Annotated in this window: 16 protein-coding genes; 10 read left to right on the forward strand and 6 right to left on the reverse strand. The window is 49.4% G+C overall.

The window, feature by feature from the left end; genetic code table 11:
• A partial coding sequence (locus CIK89_RS06365; protein ID WP_094390558.1) for a hypothetical protein occupies positions 1-313 on the reverse strand: 313 nt, incomplete at its 3' end.
• A 249-nt stretch (positions 314-562) separates the two neighbouring features.
• On the opposite strand from CIK89_RS06365, the gene menA reads away from it, so the two are divergent.
• On the forward strand, positions 563-1,474 hold the full coding sequence (gene menA / locus CIK89_RS06370) for a 1,4-dihydroxy-2-naphthoate octaprenyltransferase (RefSeq protein ID WP_173824962.1): 912 nt from the start codon (positions 563-565) through the stop codon (positions 1,472-1,474).
• Here the strand turns inward: menA and CIK89_RS13510 are convergent.
• The 4 genes from CIK89_RS13510 to CIK89_RS06385 form a co-directional block, all read right to left on the reverse strand.
• The gene (locus CIK89_RS13510; RefSeq protein WP_158214982.1) at positions 1,443-1,610 is read right to left on the reverse strand and encodes a hypothetical protein; all 168 of its coding nucleotides are present in this window, start codon (positions 1,608-1,610) and stop codon (positions 1,443-1,445) included. The genes menA and CIK89_RS13510 overlap by 32 nt on opposite strands.
• A gap of 16 nt (positions 1,611-1,626) precedes the next feature.
• Positions 1,627-2,520 (reverse strand): RluA family pseudouridine synthase, encoded by an 894-nt coding sequence (locus CIK89_RS06375; RefSeq protein WP_094390722.1) that lies wholly within the window; start codon positions 2,518-2,520, stop codon positions 1,627-1,629.
• A 431-nt stretch (positions 2,521-2,951) separates the two neighbouring features.
• Positions 2,952-3,155 (reverse strand): hypothetical protein, encoded by a 204-nt coding sequence (locus CIK89_RS06380; RefSeq protein ID WP_094390559.1) that lies wholly within the window; start codon positions 3,153-3,155, stop codon positions 2,952-2,954.
• A gap of 65 nt (positions 3,156-3,220) precedes the next feature.
• The gene (locus CIK89_RS06385) at positions 3,221-3,799 is read right to left on the reverse strand and encodes an HU family DNA-binding protein (RefSeq protein WP_094390560.1); all 579 of its coding nucleotides are present in this window, start codon (positions 3,797-3,799) and stop codon (positions 3,221-3,223) included.
• A gap of 203 nt (positions 3,800-4,002) precedes the next feature.
• On the opposite strand from CIK89_RS06385, the gene CIK89_RS06390 reads away from it, so the two are divergent.
• The 4 genes from CIK89_RS06390 to CIK89_RS06400 all read left to right on the forward strand — a co-directional run bounded on the left by CIK89_RS06390 (position 4,003) and on the right by CIK89_RS06400 (position 10,036).
• A complete protein-coding gene (locus CIK89_RS06390) occupies positions 4,003-4,224 on the forward strand; it encodes a DUF4248 domain-containing protein (RefSeq protein WP_094390561.1) in 222 nt (73 codons plus the stop codon).
• A 495-nt stretch (positions 4,225-4,719) separates the two neighbouring features.
• Positions 4,720-4,881, forward strand: coding sequence for a hypothetical protein (locus CIK89_RS13515; protein ID WP_158214983.1), 162 nt, complete (start codon positions 4,720-4,722; stop codon positions 4,879-4,881).
• A 398-nt stretch (positions 4,882-5,279) separates the two neighbouring features.
• Positions 5,280-6,743, forward strand: coding sequence for a trypsin-like peptidase domain-containing protein (locus CIK89_RS06395; RefSeq protein WP_094390562.1), 1,464 nt, complete (start codon positions 5,280-5,282; stop codon positions 6,741-6,743).
• A 476-nt stretch (positions 6,744-7,219) separates the two neighbouring features.
• On the forward strand, positions 7,220-10,036 hold the full coding sequence (locus CIK89_RS06400; RefSeq protein ID WP_094390563.1) for a pitrilysin family protein: 2,817 nt from the start codon (positions 7,220-7,222) through the stop codon (positions 10,034-10,036).
• Positions 10,037-10,127: 91 nt separating this feature from the next.
• On the opposite strand, the gene CIK89_RS06405 is transcribed toward CIK89_RS06400, so the two are convergent.
• A complete protein-coding gene (locus CIK89_RS06405; protein WP_094390564.1) occupies positions 10,128-11,411 on the reverse strand; it encodes an O-acetylhomoserine aminocarboxypropyltransferase/cysteine synthase family protein in 1,284 nt (427 codons plus the stop codon).
• Between the two features lie 483 nt (positions 11,412-11,894).
• Between CIK89_RS06405 and CIK89_RS06410 the strand changes: the two genes are divergently transcribed.
• The 5 genes from CIK89_RS06410 to CIK89_RS06430 all read left to right on the forward strand — a co-directional run bounded on the left by CIK89_RS06410 (position 11,895) and on the right by CIK89_RS06430 (position 22,351).
• A complete protein-coding gene (locus tag CIK89_RS06410) occupies positions 11,895-13,178 on the forward strand; it encodes a serpin family protein (protein ID WP_094390565.1) in 1,284 nt (427 codons plus the stop codon).
• Between the two features lie 213 nt (positions 13,179-13,391).
• Positions 13,392-16,130, forward strand: a complete 2,739-nt coding sequence (locus tag CIK89_RS06415) for a TonB-dependent receptor (RefSeq protein WP_094390566.1) — start codon at positions 13,392-13,394, stop codon at positions 16,128-16,130.
• Between the two features lie 62 nt (positions 16,131-16,192).
• Positions 16,193-17,743: a hypothetical protein gene (locus CIK89_RS06420; RefSeq protein ID WP_094390567.1), complete on the forward strand. Its 1,551-nt coding sequence runs from the start codon at positions 16,193-16,195 to the stop codon at positions 17,741-17,743.
• Between the two features lie 264 nt (positions 17,744-18,007).
• Entirely contained in the window at positions 18,008-19,228 is a 1,221-nt protein-coding gene (locus CIK89_RS06425; RefSeq protein WP_094390568.1) for an efflux RND transporter periplasmic adaptor subunit, read from the forward strand.
• An 18-nt stretch (positions 19,229-19,246) separates the two neighbouring features.
• A complete protein-coding gene (locus CIK89_RS06430) occupies positions 19,247-22,351 on the forward strand; it encodes an efflux RND transporter permease subunit (protein WP_094390569.1) in 3,105 nt (1,034 codons plus the stop codon).
• Positions 22,352-22,363: the final 12 nt, after the last annotated feature.

Raw genomic sequence — 22,363 nt, forward strand, 5'->3', positions numbered from 1 at the left:
AGTAGCGGGTTCCTTCAGCCTTCAGCTCATAAGAGTCGGAGAAGTATCGGTTATTCTGCTTGTCGTACCATTTGCGTCTTCTGACGATTAGATCAACACCTTTGTCGCGGATCGGGAAGTCACGTATGGTTACGGCTTCACAGAACCCTTTGGATTCAATCTCCGGGTTCTCTTTATATTCAGCCTTAACCGATTCGTCAAGATAGATGCGGATAAGGGATGCCTCTTCTTCTACACGTACTACTTCAAAATTTGAAAGTATCTCTGATGGCAGAATTAACTGTGCCAATGCTAATAGTCCTTGATTGTTCATGGTGCAAAGATATAAATTTTCTGTAGAATCAAAGAATATTCCCCCCTAGGTTTATCGGGTGAGCCCTCGTGACGTGTTCCATGCCGTGGGCACGGTCGAAATCAGCATACCGTGGGAGGATCTGTGTCTCCACAAAATCTATCAAATCAAGACTGGGATTATTGTTGTTCATAGAAAATGGGCTTATTTTTTGCAAATGTACGCAATAATCTGTACTTTTGCAAGACTTTACAGACAAAAAAACATATAATGAACGAAGAGAATATCAAACAAAACTCCTGGAAAGCCTGGCTGTTGGCAGTCCGTCCCAAGACCCTCACCGGTGCCGCCGTACCCGTCATGATAGGTAGCGCCTTGGCGTATGTCGATGCCCAAGCCTATGGCGACGATGTCTTCAACTGGCTGTCGGCATCCCTGTGCCTGCTGTTTGCATTGGTCATGCAGATCGACGCCAATCTCATCAACGACTTCTTCGACTATGCCCATGGCAACGACGACAGCACCACCCGTCTCGGTCCTTTGCGTGCCTGCACCCAGGGCTGGGTGTCTCTCGATGCCATGAAGCGTGCCATCGCCCTGACCACATGCGTGGCGTGTGTGGTAGGTCTGCCCCTTATCATCTTCGGCGGCCTCGAAATGATTCTGGTCGGCATCTGCTGCGTAGCCTTTTGTTTTCTCTACACCACCCACCTGTCCTACCTGGGCTTGGGCGACATCCTCGTGTTGATCTTCTTCGGCATCGTCCCCGTCTGCATCACCTACTATATACAGTTGCATACCGTCACGCCTTCTGTCGCTATAGCGTCCGTTGCCTGTGGACTGGTCATCGACAGTCTGCTCATCGTCAACAACTATCGCGACCGCGACAACGACCGGCGCGTCGGCAAGGTCACCCTTGCAGTGCGCATCGGTCCGCTTTGGACAGAGCGCCTCTACCTGCTGTTGGGCGTGGCGAGCTGCCTGTTGGGGATCGTGTTCTGGTATCAGGATCATCCCCTCGCCTTCTTCCTGCCCCTGATCTATCTGGTGCTCCATGTGTTCACCTGGTTGAAGCTGCGCCACATCAATCATGGTCGTCGCCTCAACGAGTGTCTGGGGGAGACCGCCCGCAACATGCTGCTCTACGGCATCATGGTGTCGGTGGGATTGCTCCTTCTTTGAAGCAGAAGAAGTAGAGGCACGCCAGTATCGCCAGCAACACCAGTGTCACAATGGTTTTCAGCAGACAGCCTGCTATGCGCTTGACTATCACAAAGCCGATGATAATCATGACCAACAGTATGATATATATTTGCATGGTTTCTATTCAGCAATTACTTAAACAATGATCGGAATGAGGCGGGGATGGGTGTTTCAAACTCCATCCGTTCGCGTGTGACGGGATGCACCATGCACAGCATATAGGCATGGAGGCAGAGTCTGTGGAGCGGATTGTCGCCGTTGCCGTATTTCACGTCGCCACACACGGGATGTCCCATGTCTGCCGTATGCACACGGATTTGGTTCTTGCGTCCTGTTTCCAGTTTAAACTCAGCGAGGGTATGGTCGGTGGTGCGCTGCAACACCTTGAAATGTGTCACGGCATATTTTCCGCCGTTATCCACAGGCGATGAGTAGGTGACATACGCCTTATTGTCCTTCAGCCAGTTTGCCACCGTACCGCTGTCGTCCTTCATCTCTCCGCTGACCACAGCCACATAGCGTCTGTCGAAGACGATATCGTGCCAGTTGTGTTCCAGAATCTGTTCTGTCTCGATATCCTTGGCATATACCATCAGTCCGCTGGTATCGCGGTCGAGGCGATGCACCACGTGTGCAGTACATTTCTGGTGACTCTTCCTGAAATAGTCGTCGAGCACCGTTTTCACGTTCAGCGAACTGTGTCCTGCTGCCATCGAGAGTATGCCGATATTCTTTTCTATCACGATAATCCATCGGTCCTCATATACTATTTTCAGCCATCGGCTCTTAAACTGCGTTTGGTTGCGCTTGGTGCGACTGACTGCCACCTTCATGCCTGGTTTCAGCAGGAAGTCGAACTGGGTGACGGTTTTCCGGTCCACTCTCACTCCCCTGCCCTGCAGTGTCAGTTTGATTTTGTTGCGACTCTGTTCCACGGTCTCGAGCAGAAATTCCAGTAGTGGCTGTTCCTTCTTCACCGTATAATGGGCATAATCGCCCTGCTGATTATAAGGATTATATTTCATTGTCATATCATCTATTAACCCAAAATGCTTCATCTTTGACCATAGTCAAAAGCACACATTGTGCAAAGGTACGATTAAGTGAGTGAAAAACCAAAGAAATTTGTGTTTTTCCGAGCGTGAGTACCTAAAATCCGTAGGATTAAAGGTACGAATAAGCGAGAGAAATACAAAAGAAAAATACTTTTTTCTTTGCTTTACTGCTTATGAGTACCTTCGACCGACAGGTCAGAGGTACGAATAAGCGAGAGAATAACCAAAAATAGCTTTTTTTTGCCGTAAGACGTAGGACATTTGTCCCTTAACTTCTCTCTTACTTCCCTCTTACTTCCCTCTTACTTCCCTCTAACTTCCCTAACTTCCCTCTAACTTCTCTCTAACTTCTCTCTAACTTCCCTAACTTCCCTCTAACTTCCCTCACACCAAATCTCAAACTAACTGTGCTTGCCCAACCGTTGGTCTATCACGCAATCCACTCCGATAAGACTGCCGGAGAATATCAGACACTGCGCCACAAACCACAATACCGACTCGCTGATCTCGCCCGTAGGCGGAGTGAAAAATCCCATGAAGGCAAACACGATGGCTGTGATGATGCAGAGCAGCGATGCCGTCTGCTTATAACGGATACTCTTCATGATAAGAATCTGCTGTTAGGGCAGTGCCCCTCTCGCCTCAGGGGAGCGAGGCACTGCGGTTAGGTTCAGCCCTCCACTCCGCTACCGCCGCTTGGGGTACCGCCAGAGGTGCTGCCAGTTGACGAGCTACCGCCGCCACCGTTTGACCCCGGGTTGTTGTCGGTCACCTTTACAGGGATGGGCAAGAGTCCCTCCTTGTTGGCCTCCTTGATACCCATGCACTCGTAGGCGTGGCGGTCTGCGCGAGTCGTTGAGGTGTTGTTAAACTTGCCGCCGAGCTTCTTGCCGCTGAAGGGGAGGAAGCGGAGGTTCACACCGGCAATCTGTGCCACATCAAACTTGGATGGGTCGCTGACCGCCTTCTTGCCGTCGTTGCGGATGGAGTTGTAGAACGTTCCGAGTTCGCCCAGCTTCACCTTGTAGCCCTGCGCCAGCAGTTCGTTGATGCAGTCAACCATTTTGGTCATCACTCCGACCACCACGTCGCGGGTATAGACTGATCCGTGGTCTGAGATGTGGGCTGCCAGCTCGTCAAGGTTCACGGTGCCCTGCGAAACGGGTTTTGCGTAATACTTGCCGTAAGAGTTGCTCTTGGAGTTCATACTCTTCTGCAGGCAGTAGCGAATAGTAGTCAGTGTACTCATAATAGAAACGAATTTAGTTAAACAAAGAAGAAAATTATCGCCTGCAAAGGTACGGGTATGCTTTGGCGAAATGTCAGTTAATGTCACTTATTGCCACTTATGCCGTGTTAAAAGAACTTAAAGTCGGGCGCTGCGCCTCGCTTCTTTTGCCCCATTGCGGCAAAGGCAGTAACTTTGCGTAAAAATAAAATCATCTGATTATTATGCCTACACTACGTCCTTACACCTCCATGAGCCGCACCCGTCTGGCACAGCTCTACTGCCCCGACGTCACCCCTCGCCATGCCTGGCGCACGCTGAAAGCATGGATGGATCGCTGCCGTCCGCTCATCGCCCGCCTCCGCTCGCTCGGCTACGACGGCCGTCAGCGCATCCTCTCGCCAGCCATGGTAGCCGCCATTACGGAGTATCTCGGAGAGCCTTAAAACGCCGAACGTCAATCGACGAGGGCGATTGGCAATATCTCCTTCGACGATTGGCGTTATCGCCACCGCCGAACGGCATACCTCGCGTGCGCCCCTGTTTACTGCCGATTCGGGCAGTTGCCCGAAAAAGGTTACGATTTGAAACCCTTGTTGCGAAAGAATAGAAACTTTAACAGAAGTGTTAATGCAAATTAACGTTTTTTTTTTGTTAACGCAAAGGTTCGTACCTTTGCAGCCGAGGTCCAGCCTTACGGATACAGCGGTATTCGGTCAAGTAACAAGTAACAAGTAACAAGTAACATTCAAAAGAAAAGCAACGAACGAATAAGGATGTAAACTTTATTATATTATTATAATATATAATATTATAATATATAATAAAATTATATACCTTACAAATTCTTAGCTTTTACCAAACTTGCACTGCTTGTACACCGTATGTTACTTGTTACTTGTTACTTGTTACTTATTCACTAACCCTCAAAATAACGAGCTATGACAAAAGAAAAAGAAAACCCCAGTACCGAGAAATCGCAAATCATCAGCGAACTGGCAAACAAACTCGGATTCAGTGTTGACCTGCTGCAAAGCGTAGTTGGTAACAGAATTAAAGGAACGTTTTCGTTAAGCCAAATGAGCAGAATAAAGCTCGCTTAAACTCAGCCATGGCGAGAAAACGAAGGGTGAAAACCAACGTTTTCGTTAAGCCAAATGAGCAGAATAAAGCTCGCTTAAACTCAGCCATGGCGAGAAAACGAAGGGTGAAAACCAACGTTTTCGTTAAGCCAAATGAGCAGAATAAAGCTCGTTTAAACTCTGCCATGGCGAGAAAATGAAGGATGATAAGAAAACAACTTGCAACTTTTTCAAATGATGTTTTGTGATTTTTTCAACAATAGCAGGGAAAGCGCAAACAGCCGTTAAGGGGAGCGGTCGAAGTGTTAAAATGCGCCAAAAAGCAATGCCATTTTGGCAGTTTAACAGATTTTGCGTCTATATTTGCACCCAGTTTCACGAAAACGGGAATTATAACATCAAAAAAACATAAAAAGAACATGAAAAAGATTGTGAAAAGCATTTTGCCAGCGGTCTATCTGATGGTGATCGCATTTTCTGCTGCATCGTGCAACAAAACCCAGGCGGCTCCTGCTGCTGCTCCGGGACAACCAGTGGATCTGACTTACGCTGCCGACAAGGCTCTGCCTTCGGTGGTTTACATTAAATCGGTGATCAACTCCAAGGTGCAGACCGTGGAATATGCCGACCCCTTTGAGGATTTCTTCTCAGACCCCTTCGGCGGCTTCTTCGGCCGCGGGCAGAACGGCAACAACGGAAGCCGCAAGCGACAGGTGCAGACCCCGAGACAGGCTGCTGCGGGCAGCGGTGTGATCATCTCTGCCGACGGATATATCGTGACCAACAACCACGTGGTGGACGGCGCTGACGAACTGACCGTTACGCTCAACGAGAACAGTAAGGAGTATTCAGCCCGCATCGTCGGTGCCGACAAGACCACCGACCTGGCACTCATCAAGATTGACGCTAAGAATCTGCCTGCCATCGCCATTGCCAATAGCGACAATGTGAAAGTGGGCGAATGGGTACTGGCTATAGGCAACCCCCTCGGACTGAACAACACAGTGACTGCGGGCATCATCTCTGCCAAGGCTCGCCAGATGGGCGAAGGCGTTTCGTCGATGATTCAGACCGACGCTGCCATCAACCAGGGAAACTCGGGCGGCGCGCTCGTCAATACACGCGGCGAACTGGTCGGCATCAACGCGATGATATACTCTCAGACCGGACAGAACATCGGTTATGGCTTTGCCATTCCTACCGCCATCATGAACAAGGTGGTCGCCGACATCAAACAGTACGGTACCGTGCAGCGTGCCATGATAGGCATCAAGGGCAGCGACGTCAGCACCTATGTGGATGTGGAGAAGGAAAAGGGCAACCAACTCGACCTTGGCACCATGGAAGGCATCTATGTGGCCGAAGTGGTGGAGGATGGTGCTGCCGCCTCGGCAGGACTGAAGAAGGGCGATGTCATCACGAGCATCGACGGCCAGAAGATCAAGAAGTTTGGCGAACTGCAGGGCATCATCGCCCAGAAGCGCCCCGGCGATAAACTGACTGTCACCTATCTGCGCAACAAGAAGAGCCATTCCGCTACGCTGACGCTGAAGAACGAACAGGGCACTACCAAGGTGGTGAAGAATGCCGACCTCGATGTACTGGGCGGTACGTTCCGTGCCGTCACCAGCAGCCAGAAGGAGCAATTGAACATCGGCTATGGTCTGCAGGTGGCTAAGATCAGCGGCGGCAGACTGAAAGAGGCTGGTGTGCCCCAGGGCTTCATTATCCAGCGCGTGAACGAACAGCCGATGAAGTCGGTGGAGGACCTGCAGAATGCGGTGAAGGAAACTTCAACCTCCAAGGATCCTGTACTCTTCATCCAGGGTGTGTTCCCCACTGGCAGGAAGGGGTACTTCGCCGTTCCTCTGGTCAACGAGTAATACCAGTAAAACGATACGCCATCCATTACGGATGATGCACATACAGCGTGCCGCCTTGAAGCGATTCAGGGTGGCACGTTTTTTTTCTCCATTATTAATTTATTCAAGTTTCGCAACTGAGGGAATTGATTGAAGTTAAAGAAGTTATCACTCCCTACGGTCGTTCGGGAAGTTAAGAGACAATAGCCTTTTGCCGTAAGACGTAGGACATTTGTCCCTTAACTTCTCTCTAACTTCCCTCTAACTTCCCTCTAACTTCCCTTAACTTCCCCACATGCGAAGCAACTGAGGGAATTGATTGAAGTTAAAGAAGTTATCACTCCCTACGGTCGTTCGGGAAGTTAAGAGACTTGAATTAAAAAACATTAAAAGGCACTACAAATCGGCGCAAAAGCTTTGCTTATCATAACAAAATACTTACTTTTGCACACAATATCCTAATCGCGAGAAAATCATTATTAACAAAAACGTAAAATATGAAACCAAAAAATCTATTGGCAGCGGCCATGCTACTGTTAGGTGCAACACCAACGACGGCACAGCAAATGCCACCTATCCCCGTGGATAGCAAGGTGAAGATTGGTCATCTGGACAACGGACTGACCTACTACATCCGCAAAAACAATTTCCCTGAGCATGTGGCAAGCTTCTATATCGCACAGAAGGTCGGTTCTATCAACGAGAACGAGGACCAGCGCGGACTGGCACACCTCTTGGAGCATCTGGCATTCAACGGCACAGAACACTTCAAAGACAATACCCTACAGGAATATCTGCAGAGCATCGGCGTGGAATACGGTCGCAACCTCAATGCCTATACCAGTATTGACAAAACGGTGTATTTCTTCACCGATGTGCCCACCACCCGACCAACGGCTGTGGATTCGTGTATGCTGATACTGAAAGACTGGAGCAACGGCATCTCGCTGACGCAGAAAGCCATAGACGACGAGCGCGATGTGGTGCACAATGAGTACCGCATGCGCATGGTGGGTCAGCAGCGCATGATCGAGCGCAGTCTGCCTCGCCTCTACCAAAACGAGAAATACGGCTTCCGCATGCCTATCGGACTGATGAGCGTCATCGACGGATGCAACCCCGAAACCCTGCGCGACTACTATCGCAAATGGTATCGCCCAGACAACCAGGCCATCATCGTGGTGGGCGATGTGGACGTAGATCATATCGAAGCACAGATCAAGACGCTGTTTGCCGACATCAAGGTGCCTGCCGATGCCGCCAAAGTGATACCAGAGCAGGTAAGCCCCAACGATACCGCAATCTATGTGGTGGATAAGGACAAGGAACAGCAGTTTGACCTCTTCCTCATAAACATGAAGCACAAAGCTATTCCCGATGAGATGAAGGTCAACATGGACTATCTCCTCATGAAATACATGGACAATGCACTCACCCTCATGCTGAACACCCGATTCAGCGAGAAAGCCAAGGAGCCCGACTGCCCCTATCTGCAGGCTGTGGGCGACAATGGCGATTACCTCATGTCGAGAACCTGCGGTGCCTTCACGCTGACAGGACTCGCCAAGGAAGGTCAAGTCAAGGAGGCGTATGCCGCTGTATTGCGTGAAGCCAAGCGTGCGCACGACTTCGGTTTCACTGCTACAGAATATCAGCGTGCCAGGGACGAGATCAAAAGTCAGATAGAGAAAAGCCTTGCCAATAAGGACAAAATGAAGAATGAGCAGTTTACCACACAGTATGTGGATCACTTCATTGCCAACGAACCTATCCCCTCGATAGAAGACGAGAGTGCTATCCTGCAACAGCTCATCCCCAACATCCCCGTGGAGGTGATCAATATGTATGCCAAGAAACTCATCTGCAACAGCGATACCAACTTCGTGACGCTGATGATGATGCAGGAGAAAGACGGTAAGGCATACCCCACCGAACAGCAGTTGGCTGACATTGTGAAAGGGGTGAGGGCTGAGAAACTCGAAGCCTACGTGGATCACGTGAAGAACGAACCCCTCATTGCCCAGCTGCCTAAGGCTGGCAAGATCAGGAAGACCGTAGAGAATAAGGTGTTGGGATATAAGGAACTGACACTGTCTAACGGTGCGAAGGTCATCATGAAGAAGACCGACTTCAAAGACAACGAGATTCTCTTCTCTGCAAAAGCCAAGGTGGGATATTCGGCATTTGAGAAAGCCGATCAGAGCAGTGTGATGCTGATGACCCAGGCACTGGATGCCAGCGGTCTGGGCAATTTCACCAACGCAGAACTGGAAAAGGCCATGGCTGGCAAGCAGGCGAGTGTCAAATTCACCATGGATCCGTTCTACCACGGATTGAGCGGTAAGAGCACTCCGAAGGATATCGAGACGCTGATGCAACTCATCTACCTCGACATGACAGCAGTGAAGAAAGACGAGAAATCGTTTGCCAACCTGCAGAACACCTATGCCACCATCCTTGCCAACCAGAGCAACAACCCCAACCTCGTGTTCCAAGACTCAGTACAGAGCACCGTATATCTGGGTAGCAAACTGGCACGCATACCTTCTGCCGACGATATCAAGGCCATCAACTACGACCGTCTGCTGGCCATAGGTAAGCAGTATTATGGCAATGCCAAAGACTTCACCTTCTATTTCGTGGGCAACTACGACGAGGCTACACTTCTGCCACTCATCGAACAGTATATCGCTTCGCTGCCTGCAAAGGGCTGCACCCTGCAAAACAAGGACATCCCCTACGCAAAAGGCAAGGTGAGCAACGTATTCACCAAGGCGATGAGCAACCCACAGAATCAGGTTCAGGAGATATGGTATGCCATGACGCCTTACACACTGAAGACTGACGTGCTGGCTGACGTGGCAGCTCGCCTGTTGGAGATGAAGTATCTGCGATCTATCCGTGAGGAACTCAGCGCTGCCTATCATGCGGGTGCCACCGCCTCTGTCTTCACCGATAAAGACGGTTTGGCTGCTGTCAATATCGTTGGTAGCGCACAGCTGAATCCTGAGAAGTCGGATGCTGCCATCCCCTGCTTCTTCCAAGGCATGAAGGAGGTCGTGGCAGGTGCTGATGCTGCCGACCTGCAGAAGGTCAAGGAGATTCTGCTGAAGCAAGCCGATGTGGACAGCCGTGAGAACAGCCACTGGCTTAGCGTGCTGATCAACTATGCCACACGCGGTGTAGATACCCATACCGACTATAAGAAGACGGTCAACGAGATTGACAGTAAACAGATATCAGACTTCCTCCAGAACACAATCCTCAAGTCTGGCAACCATGTGGAAGTCATCATGAAGGCTGTGAAGGAATAATCACCGTGACATCCGAATGACACAACAGGAGGCAAACACCGATGATGCGTGTCTGCCTCCTGTTTGTTATTATTGTTTATGAAAACTACTTTCAGATCTTATCGAGAGCCTGACGGATGTCGTCGAGGATGTCGTCACAATCTTCAATACCAACAGAAAGACGAATAAGATCGGGAGCCACACCAGCCTCACGAAGCTGTTCGTCGGAAAGTTGACGGTGGGTATGGCTGGCAGGGTGAAGCACACAGGTGCGTGCATCAGCCACGTGGGTCACGATATTGATCATGTCGAGCGAGTCCATAAAGCGGATAGCGGTCTCACGGTCGCCCTTCAGTCCGAAGGCTATGACGCCACACGATCCGCCAGGCAGATATTTCTCTGCCAACTCATGATAGGCATCGCCTGGCAGTCCGCTATAGTGTACCCATGCCACACGAGGGTCTGCCTGCAGAAATTCTGCCACACGCTGGGCATTGCTGCAATGCTGTGCCATGCGCAGATGGAGGGTCTGAAGACCGAGGTTGAGGATAAACGAGTTCATCGGTGCAGGGATAGAGCCCAAGTCGCGCATGAGCTGGGCAACGAGTTTGGTGGTATAGCCCATTTTTCCGAATGCCTTGACATAGGTGAGTCCGTGGTAGCTCTCATCGGGAGTGCAGAGTCCGGGGAACTTATCGGCATGCGCCATCCAGTCAAACTGTCCGCTATCTACAACAACACCTCCCACCTGCGATGCGGTGCCATCCATGTATTTCGTGGTACTGTGGGTCACGATGTCGGCACCCCATTCAAAGGGGCGGCAGTTGATGGGAGTGGCAAAGGTGTTATCTACAATGAGAGGCACACCGTTACGATGGGCAATGCGTGCGAATTTCTCGATATCGAGTACGGCACAGCCGGGATTGCTGATGGTTTCGCCAAACACCGCTTTGGTATTGGGACGGAAAGCCTTTTGTATTTCCTCTTCGCTATCGTTGGGATTGACAAAGGTACATTCAATACCCAGTTTCTTCAGGGTGACGCCAAAGAGATTGAATGTGCCACCATAGATTTCGTTGGAAGTAACGATATGGCTGCCAGCCTCACAGATATTAAACACGGCATAGAAGTTGGCTGCCTGTCCGCTACTGGTCAGTACCGCCCCTGCTCCACCTTCGAGTTGTGCAATCTTCTTGGCCACAGCATCGTTGGTAGGATTTTGCAGACGGGTATAGAAATAGCCCTCTTTCTTCAAATCGAAGAGCATCGCCATTTCTTCAGAGTTATCATATTTAAAGGTAGTACTCTGGATGATTGGCAACTCAATAGGTTCACCGTTTTTCGCTTCATAGCCTCCCTGTACACAGATAGAGGCAGTTTTTAGTTGTTTTTTCATTTGCAATATTTTGTTTTATCTGTTTTGCGTTGCAAAGGTACGATTAAGTGAGAGAAACACCAAATTTATTTGAATGTTTCCGAACGTGAGTACCTAAGACCGTCAGGTCAAAGGTAGTGCAAACCGAGAGAAGTACAAAGAAAAAAATATTTTTTCTTTTAATTCCGAGGTGCAGCCTACCTAAGACCGTCAGGTCAAAGGTACGATTAAGTGAGAGAAACACCAAATTTATTTGAGTGTTTCCGAACGTGAGTACCTAAGACCGTCAGGTCAAAGGTAGTGCAAACCGAGAGAAACACCAAGAAAAATAGACAACAAGAATAGGAGTTTTCAAAAAATATACTTATCTTTGCAAAGGAAAACCGCCATGAGAGGCTTATACGGTTAAGAGTTGTTAAGATTGTGGCTGTCTCATGCAATCTATCCCTATCATCGGCATTTACCAGATAAGAAACAATTTGAAATTAAAACCATACAACAACAATGAAGCACTACACAACAACCGCGGCGATACTATTGACTGCCGCCCTTACCGTTTCATGCAACAGTAGCAAGAAGCTCCAAAACCCCAACAACCCTTCGACAGACGATACTGTCGTTGTCACTCCCTCTAACTCTACAGATATGGATGAAGCATACCTCACACTCAGCGATGCACAGCGCGACATCGTCAACCGCAACAATGTCTTTGCACTACAGCTCTTCAATCAGGTTAGCGACCACAGCAGCAAAGTGGTGTCACCACTGAGCGTAGCATACCTCATGGGGATGTTGGCTAACGGTGCTGATGGTGTCAGCCAACAGGAAATCCTTAAAGCTATCGGCTGTGAGGGTATCGACATCAACGACCTCAACTCGCTCTATCAGAATATCCTGCATACTGCCGACCGACTGGATCAACAGACCACGGTAAGCATTGCCAACTATATTGCCGTGAACAAGGCATATCGGCTGCGTCCGCAGTTTGTCAGCACCGTGACAGACCATTACATGGCTGGGGTGGAAAGTCTGGATTTCAGCAATCCTGCCACAGTAAAACACATCAACAACTGGTGTTCCAAACATACTGACGGCATGATTCCTTCCATCATCGACCAGACTGATCCTGCTGCAGTATCTTATCTGATGAATGCCATCTATTTCAACGGCACGTGGGAGAAGAAGTTTGATGAACGCAAAACCAGTGAAGAGATTTTCCGTGGATACACCCGCGATATTCAAAAGGTGGAGATGATGCACCAACGTAACAAGTTCCTATACGCAGAAATGCCACTCTACAAAGCCGTTGTGCTGCCATACGGCAATGGTATCTATCACATGACGGTGTTGCTGCCCAACGAAGGTAAGAGCATCAACGAGATGATGGCATCTATCGACGCTTCGACACTCTCTACCCTGACCAGCAAGATGCATATCTGCAATGTCAATCTGCAACTGCCGAAGTTCACCACCGAGACCAACATCCCGCTCAACGGCATTGTCAGCACACTGGGAGCACCCAGCATCTTCAATCCTGCCGAAGCCGACTTCAGCAAGTTTGCCGATGGTCAGTTCTATGTATCACAGATGTTGCAGAAGGCTAAGATTGAAGTGAGCGAGAAGGGCACCAAGGCTGCTGCCGTTACTGCTGCTGTCATGCTGACGTCACTCGGTCCGACTGACTATCGTGATGTCAACTTCATTGCCGACCACCCGTTTGTCTATACCATCAGCGATTCGCTGAGCGGCACCCTGTTGTTCGTTGGCCAGTTTACTGGCAATAAGTAATCGATAAGGCGCAGCCCTTATCGCCCATTCCACTTCCGGTGATTGAATCCGCTTGGTTCAACCACCGGAAGTGTTTTTTTATCTCCATTGCCTTTCCCATACCCGTAACACGACTGTCGTACCATTGTCATTCACTTTCAACACCAGCGTAACAGACCTGTAATAAGAGACACGTAACTTTGCAGCCGAAATCATAATGGTAATAAGAAAGAAATGAAAATGAACAAGAGAATCATTGTTGCAGCATGTCTTGCAGTTGGTTGTTTGCAGACTTGGGCGCAACAAATCAAAGGTATCGTTAGCGATGCAAAAACGCAGGAAACATTGATCGGTGCGGTCATCTCAGTAGAGGATTCTAACCTGAAAGCTATCACCGATATGGAAGGTTGCTTTGCACTCGATGGACTCAAATCAGGAAAACACACCTTATTAATTAACTATATAGGCTACAAGACCTGCCAACTGCAGGTGGATGCACAAAAGGGCAACACACAAGTGGTGAAGGTGGCTCTCTCTCCTGACGAGCAACAGCTCAAGGAGGTGACGGTTACGGCGGTGGAACGCAAGAATACCGATGCTGCCATGGTACAGATGGCTAAACAGAGTGCGTTGGTCATGAACAATGTTTCGGCTCAGGAAATCAGCCGTACACAAGACACCAATGCGGGCGAGGTCATCCGCCGTGTACCTGGTGTAAGCCTCATCGACGATAAGTTTGTGATGGTGCGCGGACTCTCTCAACGCTACAATAATGTATGGGTGAACGGAGGGGCAGTGCCCAGTAGTGAAGCTGACTCAAGGGCGTTCTCGTTTGACATCATACCCAGTTCGCAGATTGACAACCTCACCATCGTCAAATCTCCTTCTGCAGAATATCCTGCCGACTACTCTGGCGGTTTCATCATCGTCAATACCAAGGAGATTCCTACATCCAATGGTTTCTCGCTGATGCTGGGTGGCAACTGGAATACCTCTACCGCCATGAAGGACTTCAGCTATTACAAGGGTTCTGCCACAGACTTCCTCGGATTCGACAATGGCAAGCGCAGCATGGACATGCCGTTCAACTACGATTGGGCGGTGAAGAGCAAAAAGCCATTCGGCGATCTGAAACTGGCGGCAAGCATGAACCACCGTTGGAACCTGAACGGACGCACCCTCGGACTGTTGGCTGCGATCAACTACACCAACGAATACCGCACATACGAAAACATGGAGAACAACCTCTTCGGCATTTATGATGCGGTGAACAACAAGCCCAACTATCTGCGCTATTCTGTTGACGACCAGTATAACAATAATGTGAGACTGGGGGCCATGGTCAACCTTACCCTGCTCTCACGCAACGGAAAGCATAAATACCAACTCAAAAATATCTTCAACCAACTGGCTACCAGCCGATACACCTGGCGTGACGGTGTTAGCGCACAGTCGGATATGGAGCGCAGCGCGGAATACTACTATCGAAGCCGTACCACGTACAACGGACAGCTGACGGGAAAACACTCGTTTACTGACGATACCTTCGACTGGAATATCGGTTATGCCTATGCCAATCGAAGATTGCCTGATCGCAAGCGCTATATGGTGAACGATGCACTTGAAACGGGAGTGTTTGCTCTCAGCACAGGCAACGATGTGAAACGCGAATGGACTGCACTCGATGAACACATCGCCTCTGTAGCACTCAACGAGAAACACCATTTCACGCTTGGTTCATGGGAACCTGATCTCATGGCTGGTACCTATGGCGAATACCGCACAAGAGCGTATGAAGCTCACGAGTTCTACTACCAATGGAATCCCGGCAACAACACATTGCCCAGCGACTTCCAATACATGGATGTGCCAACACTCCTTGGTAATCCCGACAATCTGGGCGACAATAAGCTCTACCTCTTCGAACAACTGCAGATGCGCAACAACTATCGGGGACACAACATCTTAGGGGCTGGTTATCTCAACATGATGCTGCCATTCGGCAAGGTGACTGTCAATGCTGGACTGCGCTTCGAGCACAACGATATGGAACTCATCTCCAACACTCGCGACAACGAAAAGAGCGAACAGAGTCGCCACTATCGCACCAACGACCTCTTCCCCTCACTCAATGCCACCTATCGCATGAACGATATTCACCAAGTCAGACTCTCCTATGGACAAAGCATCAACAGACCGGAGTTTCGCGAAGTGGCATCGTCGGTCTATTACGACTTCGACCTGGCAAGCGATGTGCAGGGTAATACCGAACTGAACAACTGCTACATCGACAATATCGACCTGCGCTATGAAATCTACCCCAGTCGAGGCGAACTCATCTCGCTGGCACTCTTCTACAAGCATTTCGATTCACCCATCGAATGGACCTACACCGTGGCAGGTGGCACCAACCTCATCTATTCCTATAAGAATGCACGGAGCGCAAACAACTACGGTATAGAACTCGATATCCGCAAAAACCTCGCCTTCATCGGTCTCCCTGACTTCAACTTGTCGTTCAATGGGGCACTCATCAAGAGTAAGGTGGCTTTCGCTCCTGGCAGCAAAGAGGAAAACAGACCCATGCAGGGACAGTCGCCATACCTCATCAACACTGGACTGTTTTACAAAAACAAACCACTGAACCTCGATGTGGCGGTACTCTACAACCGCATCGGAAAGCGCATCATCGGTGTGGGACGCAGCGAAGGAAGCAGTGCCTCTGACGAGAATGCTCGTGTGCCTCATAGCTATGAGATGCCTCGCAACGTGATCGACCTCTCTGCCACGAAGCGCTTTGGGGAGCACTGGGAAATCAAACTCCTGGTGCGCGACCTCTTGGCTGAAAAGGTTTACTACAAACAGTTTGCCGACGTGACATACACCGATGGTAGCCAGCGTACCGTCGAAGAGGTGGCGCGATGCTATAAACCCGGTCGCAACATTGGTTTGCAGGCCATCTACAAATTCTAATACGAAATTGATAATATACTGAAATAACAGATGTTTTGTTTAATCAAAAAAAAAGTAACAAGATGAAAAAGATGAATTTCATGGGATGCATGGGCATCCTCGCAATGACGGCTATGATGGCCGCATGCAGCAGCAGTAACGATGATCCTACACCAGACCCTAATCCACAACCTGGACAGAATACGGTCTATAAATGGACCAAAGACGGAGGACTCAATGCCTGCGACCATATACTCTTCGATGCTGACGGCAAAGAAGATGCCAATGGTACTGTCATTGGCAACGGCGATCAGGAGTTTGTATTCACTGGCAAGCAACAACTCAAAAAAGGTACATACACGCTGAAAGGATGGATCTATATCGCAGCAGGAGCAGAACTGACCTTCGAACCGGGAAGTGTCATCAAGGGTGACAAGACCACCAAGGCAACGCTTATTGCTGAGCGTGGCGGTAAAATCATTGCACAGGGTTCGGCAACCGAACCGATCGTCTTTACTTCTGCTGCGGCTGCCGGACAGCGTCGCCCCGGTGACTGGGGGGGAATCATCCTCTGCGGTAAAGCGCGCAACAACCAAACGGAGATGCAGATTGAAGGTGGACCACGCACCAAGCACGGCGGCAATGACGATGCCGACAACTCAGGTGTTTTGAGCTATGTTCGTATCGAGTTTGCTGGATATCCCTTCAAGGCTGACCAGGAAATCAACGGTCTGACTTTGGGTAGCGTAGGTTCTGCCACCAAGATCGACCACGTACAGGTTTCATTCTCCAACGACGACTCGTTTGAATGGTTCGGTGGTGCGGTCAACTGCAAATACCTCATTGCCTACAAAGGATGGGACGATGACTTCGATACCGACAACGGCTTCTCTGGTAAGGTGCAGTTCGGTCTTGCCGTACGCGACCCGAAGATTGCCGACCAGAGCCAGAGCAACGGTTTCGAAAGCGACAACTGTTCTGATGGTTCTCAGCTTTCTCCTTACACCACTGCCACCTTCTCCAACATCACCTTCGTTGGTCCAAAATCGGCTTCTGACTTTGTCAACGACAAGAGCTATATCACTGCTGGCAACTATTTTCCCAACAACGGTTCGGGTCTCGGACGTTTCCAGGCTGCCATGCAGATTCGCCGTTCGTCACGTCTAAACTGTGTCAATTCGCTGGTTATGGACTGGCCTATCGGTCTGATTGTTGATGGTGAAAAGGGCAATACTCCTGAAGAAGCAAGCAAGGGAACACTGCATCTGCAAAACATACTGATGGCTAATCTTGACATCATCGGTTCGGATGCCAACAAGAGCTACGAGGATAAGGAATACGACTTCGCCAACAAGACGGTAAAGGCTGACAGCAAACAGTCATACTCTCACACCTTCTTCGCTGCTCAGCCTGGCAACAAGGCACTGGCAGACAAGACTTCATTGAAACTAACTGACACCAAAGGCGTTGGCGTAGCGATCATTCCCCAGAGTGGCAGTGCTGTGTTTGGCGCACAGAACTTCAAGGGTCTCGACAGCTGGTTTACTTCTGTCAACTACGTTGGCGCATTCAATGCCAACGACAACTGGCTCGATGGTTGGACCAACTTCGACCCTCAGAATGCCAAGTATTAATCCCAACCGACTGATTAGGGTAAAACCTTACATACATACGTTTCTTACATACGTTCTCTCGTTTAGAGGCACGACCTGTCAAACAGGTATCGTGCCTCTTTTTTATCCACATTACGACACGAACTATTACCAACTTACCGATTGAACATGAAACACATTTGCAACCCAGTTGCAGAAAATAGCAGTTGAAACTTATATCATACTTCGATATTAAGACGTTTCACTAATTTTGCACGGAATAAAAAAAAGAAAACCTGAAAAAATATGAAAGACAATATCAAACGACTGGCAATAGTGATAGCTGCAACACTGGTGGCTGTAGGTGGATTTACACTACTATCACACGGTGACGACGATCACCACGATGCACCTGCAGGACATAGTCAGGCAGAAGACGAACACCACGATGAAGAACAAGATTTCAAAAACATACCTCTAACAGCTAAACAGATAGCTACTATCGACTTAAAAACTGACTCTGTGCAACACCGTGAACTCAATGCTACCATCCGCGTCAACGGGTCGATAGTTTTGCGCCCACAGTCGATGGGTAATGTTGCCTCACTAATGGGTGGCGTGGTAAAGAACATCCTCGTGAAAAACGGACAACACGTGACAAAAGGTCAGGTGGTGGCAACCATAGAAAATACTGATGTGGTGACACTACAACGCGAATACTATGCTGCCTACAAAGAATGTGAAATGGCACAAATAGAAAAGCAACGCCAAGAAACACTGGCACAGCAGGGGGCTGGTGTGCAGAAGAACCGCCAACAGGCTGAACGCAACTATCAAGTGGCGCACGCCACCATGATAGGTATTGGTCGCCAACTGCAACAAATGGGTATCAGTACCCATGCCGTAGGACGAGGACAGTTTACCACAACATTCCCTCTACGTGCTCCCATCAGCGGAACAGTATGTCAACTCAATGCACCACTGGGCAGCTATGCTGATATGCAAACACCACTGATGACAATCCGCAATAATGATCAAGTGGAGTGCGACCTGAACGTCTTTGAGAAAGACCTGCAGAAAGTGAATAAAGGAGACCGCGTATTGGTGGCTCTCACCAACCAACCCGGCATAGAAGTCAGCGGACAGGTTTATGGCATCAACGACTATTTCAACGATGGTACAAAGAGTGTTGCCGTACATGTGAAACTGGACGGTAACGCCAAAGCACGACTGATAGACGGTATGTTTGTCACAGGACGCATTGCCACTGGCAGACAGCGTTGCAAAGCACTGCCCTCAAAAGCCATTGTCAATACCGATGGTAAAACCTACATCTTTGCACTCGACAAAAAAGGAAAAAACGGGGACTGTGTGTTCTCACGACATGAGGTGACGACCGGAGTGACCGATTCTGGATATACCGAGGTGGAACTCTGTAAACACATACAAGACGGACAGCAAATCGTAACAGAAAACGTGTTCTATCTGGCTTCGCTCATCGGTGAACACGGTGAACACAACCATTAATATAGCTAATACCTCTCTATGTTTCAGAAACTGATAGATTTTTCCGTCACACACAAACTGACGATAGGCATTCTGACCCTTGCCATGGCGGTATGGGGTATCGTATCATTGGTGCATCTTCCCTTCGATGCCTCACCGGATATTACTGACAATCAAGTACAGGTCATCACCCAAGCTCCTGCACTGGGCGCACAAGAGGTGGAACAATACATCACCACTCCGATAGAAATGGCATTAGCCAATATCCCACGACTGGAAGAAAGACGCAGTATCTCACGTAGCGGACTATCGGTCATCACACTTGTGTTTGACGATGCTGCCGACATCTACTGGGCTCGCTCACAGGTGAGCCAAGTACTGATGGACGTGACCAAGGAACTGCCTGCCAATACAGATACCGAGATGGGACCTATTGCCACCGGACTGGGCGAAATATACCACTATACCATAAGAGCCAAAGAGGGCTATGAAGACAAATACACGCTGACGCAATTGCGCACCATGCAAGACTGGATAGTACGCAAACAACTGTCGGGTACACCTGGTGTGGCTGAGGTGAGCGGATGGGGAGGATTTGTCAAACAGTATGAAGTGGCTATCGAAACCAACCGACTGACTGCCTACGGACTGACTGTGGGCGATGTCTTTGAAGCACTGCAAAAGAACAATGCCAATACGGGCGGCAGCTATATCGAACAGGATGCTAACCAATACTACATCCGCGGACTGGGTGTGCTGACCTCTGCCGACGATCTGCGCCAAGTGGCTGTCAAGACTGTTGATGGCAACGTAGTAAGCGTGGGTGATGTGGCTACCATACAGATGGGACATGCAACACGTTTCGGAGCAGTAACACGCAACGGTAATGGTGAAGTGGTGGCAGGTATTGCCATCATGCTGAAAGGTGAAAACTTCCAAGAAGTGAGCCAACGCGTAAAGGATCGCATCAGCCAGATACAGAAATCACTACCGGAAGGTGTGGTCATCGAACCATTCATAGACCGTACCAATCTGGTGAACCGCGTGGAACATACCATTGCACGCAACCTCATCGAAGGCGGACTCATCGTCATCTTCGTGCTGATACTCTTTCTCGGCAACTGGCGGGCAGGCATCGTTGTGGCAAGTGTTATCCCCCTGAGTATGCTCTTTGCTTTCGGTATGATGAAGACATTCGGCATTGACGGTAACCTGATGAGTTTGGGAGCCATAGACTTTGGTATGATAGTCGATTCGGCGGTAATCATCGTCGAAGCGGTGGTGACCCATATCAACAGTAGTGCCGACAAATACCCTACCCTACGGCTGACACGTCAGGAGATGGACAACGAGGTGCATTTCTCAGCATCACGCATCAGGCAGAGTGCTGCCTTCGGCGAAATCATCATCATGATTGTCTATATCCCATTGATGACACTTATAGGAATTGAAGGAAAAATGTTCCGCCCCATGGCATTAACAGTATTCTTTGCCATAGTCGGCGCCTTTATCCTTTCATTGACCTATGTGCCGATGGCAAGTTGCACATTCCTCAGCAGAAAGGTACATACCCAAGAAACGGTTTCCGACAGGATGCTTGCCAAACTGCAAGAATGGTATCGACCGATATTGGAATGGACGCTGCAACGTCGCAAAGATGTCATTACCATTGCCGTTGCACTGTTCTGCGTCAGCGGTGTAGGCTTCAAGTTTTTGGGCGGTGAATTCATCCCAAGTCTGGAAGAAGGCGACTTTGCCATCGAGATGAGTATGGCACAAGGCACGTCGCTCTCACAAATGGTGGAGAGTTGCAGCAAAGCGGAACAACTCCTGAAAGCCAAATATCCTGAAGTAAAACAGGTGGTGAGTCGTATCGGCAGTGCCGAGATTCCTACAGACCCGATGCCGGTGGAACGTGCTGACATCATGGTGGCACTGAAGCCAAAAGCCGAATGGACTTCGGCAAAGACTACCGACCAACTCATGGCGATGATGTCGGAAACACTAAAGAACATTCCCGGTCTTGAAGCCGAACTGACCCAACCCATACAAATGCGAAACAATGAATTGCTGACGGGTATCAAACAGGATGTAGCCATCAAAGTGTTTGGCGAAGACCTCAACGTATTGCAACAGCAAGCTGCTAAGATTGCTGGACTGGTGCGCAACGTAAGAGGTGTCAGCGGCGTACAGGTGGAACAGGTTTCTGGACTCCCGCAAATACAAGTGCGCTACAACCACAACCGCATGGCTGCCTATGGTGTCAGCGTAGATGATGTGAACCGCATACTTGAAACAACATTTGCAGGCGCCACAGCAGGTGCTATCTATGAAGGCGAGAAGAAATTTGACGTGGTGGTACGACTCGACAATCGCAACCGCACGGTTGAAGAACTTCGACAGTTGGCAATTCCCGTTGGCGAGGGCATTACGGTGCCTTTAGAACAATTGGCAGATATTGTCAATGAGCCTGCTCCGTCACAGGTTTCCCACGAGAATGGCGAGCGCCGCATTTACGTCGGTTTCAATATCAAGGGACGCGACATGCAGTCAACCGTGGAGGAGATAGAAACGCTGATGAACGAAAAGGTGCACCTGCCCGAAGGCTATTATTACACCTATGGCGGTGAATTCCAGAATATGCAGAGTGCTATCAACAGACTGAGCATTGTAGTGCCTATCGCGCTACTGATCATTCTGCTGTTGCTCTATGCCACGGTGAAGAACCTGCGCGACTCACTCTTTGTATTCTCTGCCATCCCATTGGCTTCCATCGGTGGCGTATGGGCTTTATGGCTCAGAGGTATGCCCTTCTCCATATCGGCAGGTGTTGGTTTTATTGCCCTCTTCGGTGTGGCTGTGCTCAACGGTATTGTACTGGTGGGACAGATGAACCAAATGCAACGTGAAGGCATAGCGGACATCAACCAACGCATCACACAGAGTTGTATGATTCGCTTGCGCCCTGTTCTGATGACTGCCCTTGTGGCGTCAATGGGTTTCCTGCCTATGGCAATCTCTACAGGCGATGGCGCAGAAGTGCAACGCCCGTTGGCAACAGTAGTGATCGGTGGACTCATCACTTCCACCCTGCTCACACTTCTGGTATTGCCTGCGATTTACCGCACCTTTAAAAAAGAATAAATCACACATCTT

The organism is Prevotella sp. P4-119 (assembly GCF_002251345.1).
In the GTDB taxonomy this organism is placed as follows: Bacteria; Bacteroidota; Bacteroidia; order Bacteroidales; family Bacteroidaceae; genus Prevotella.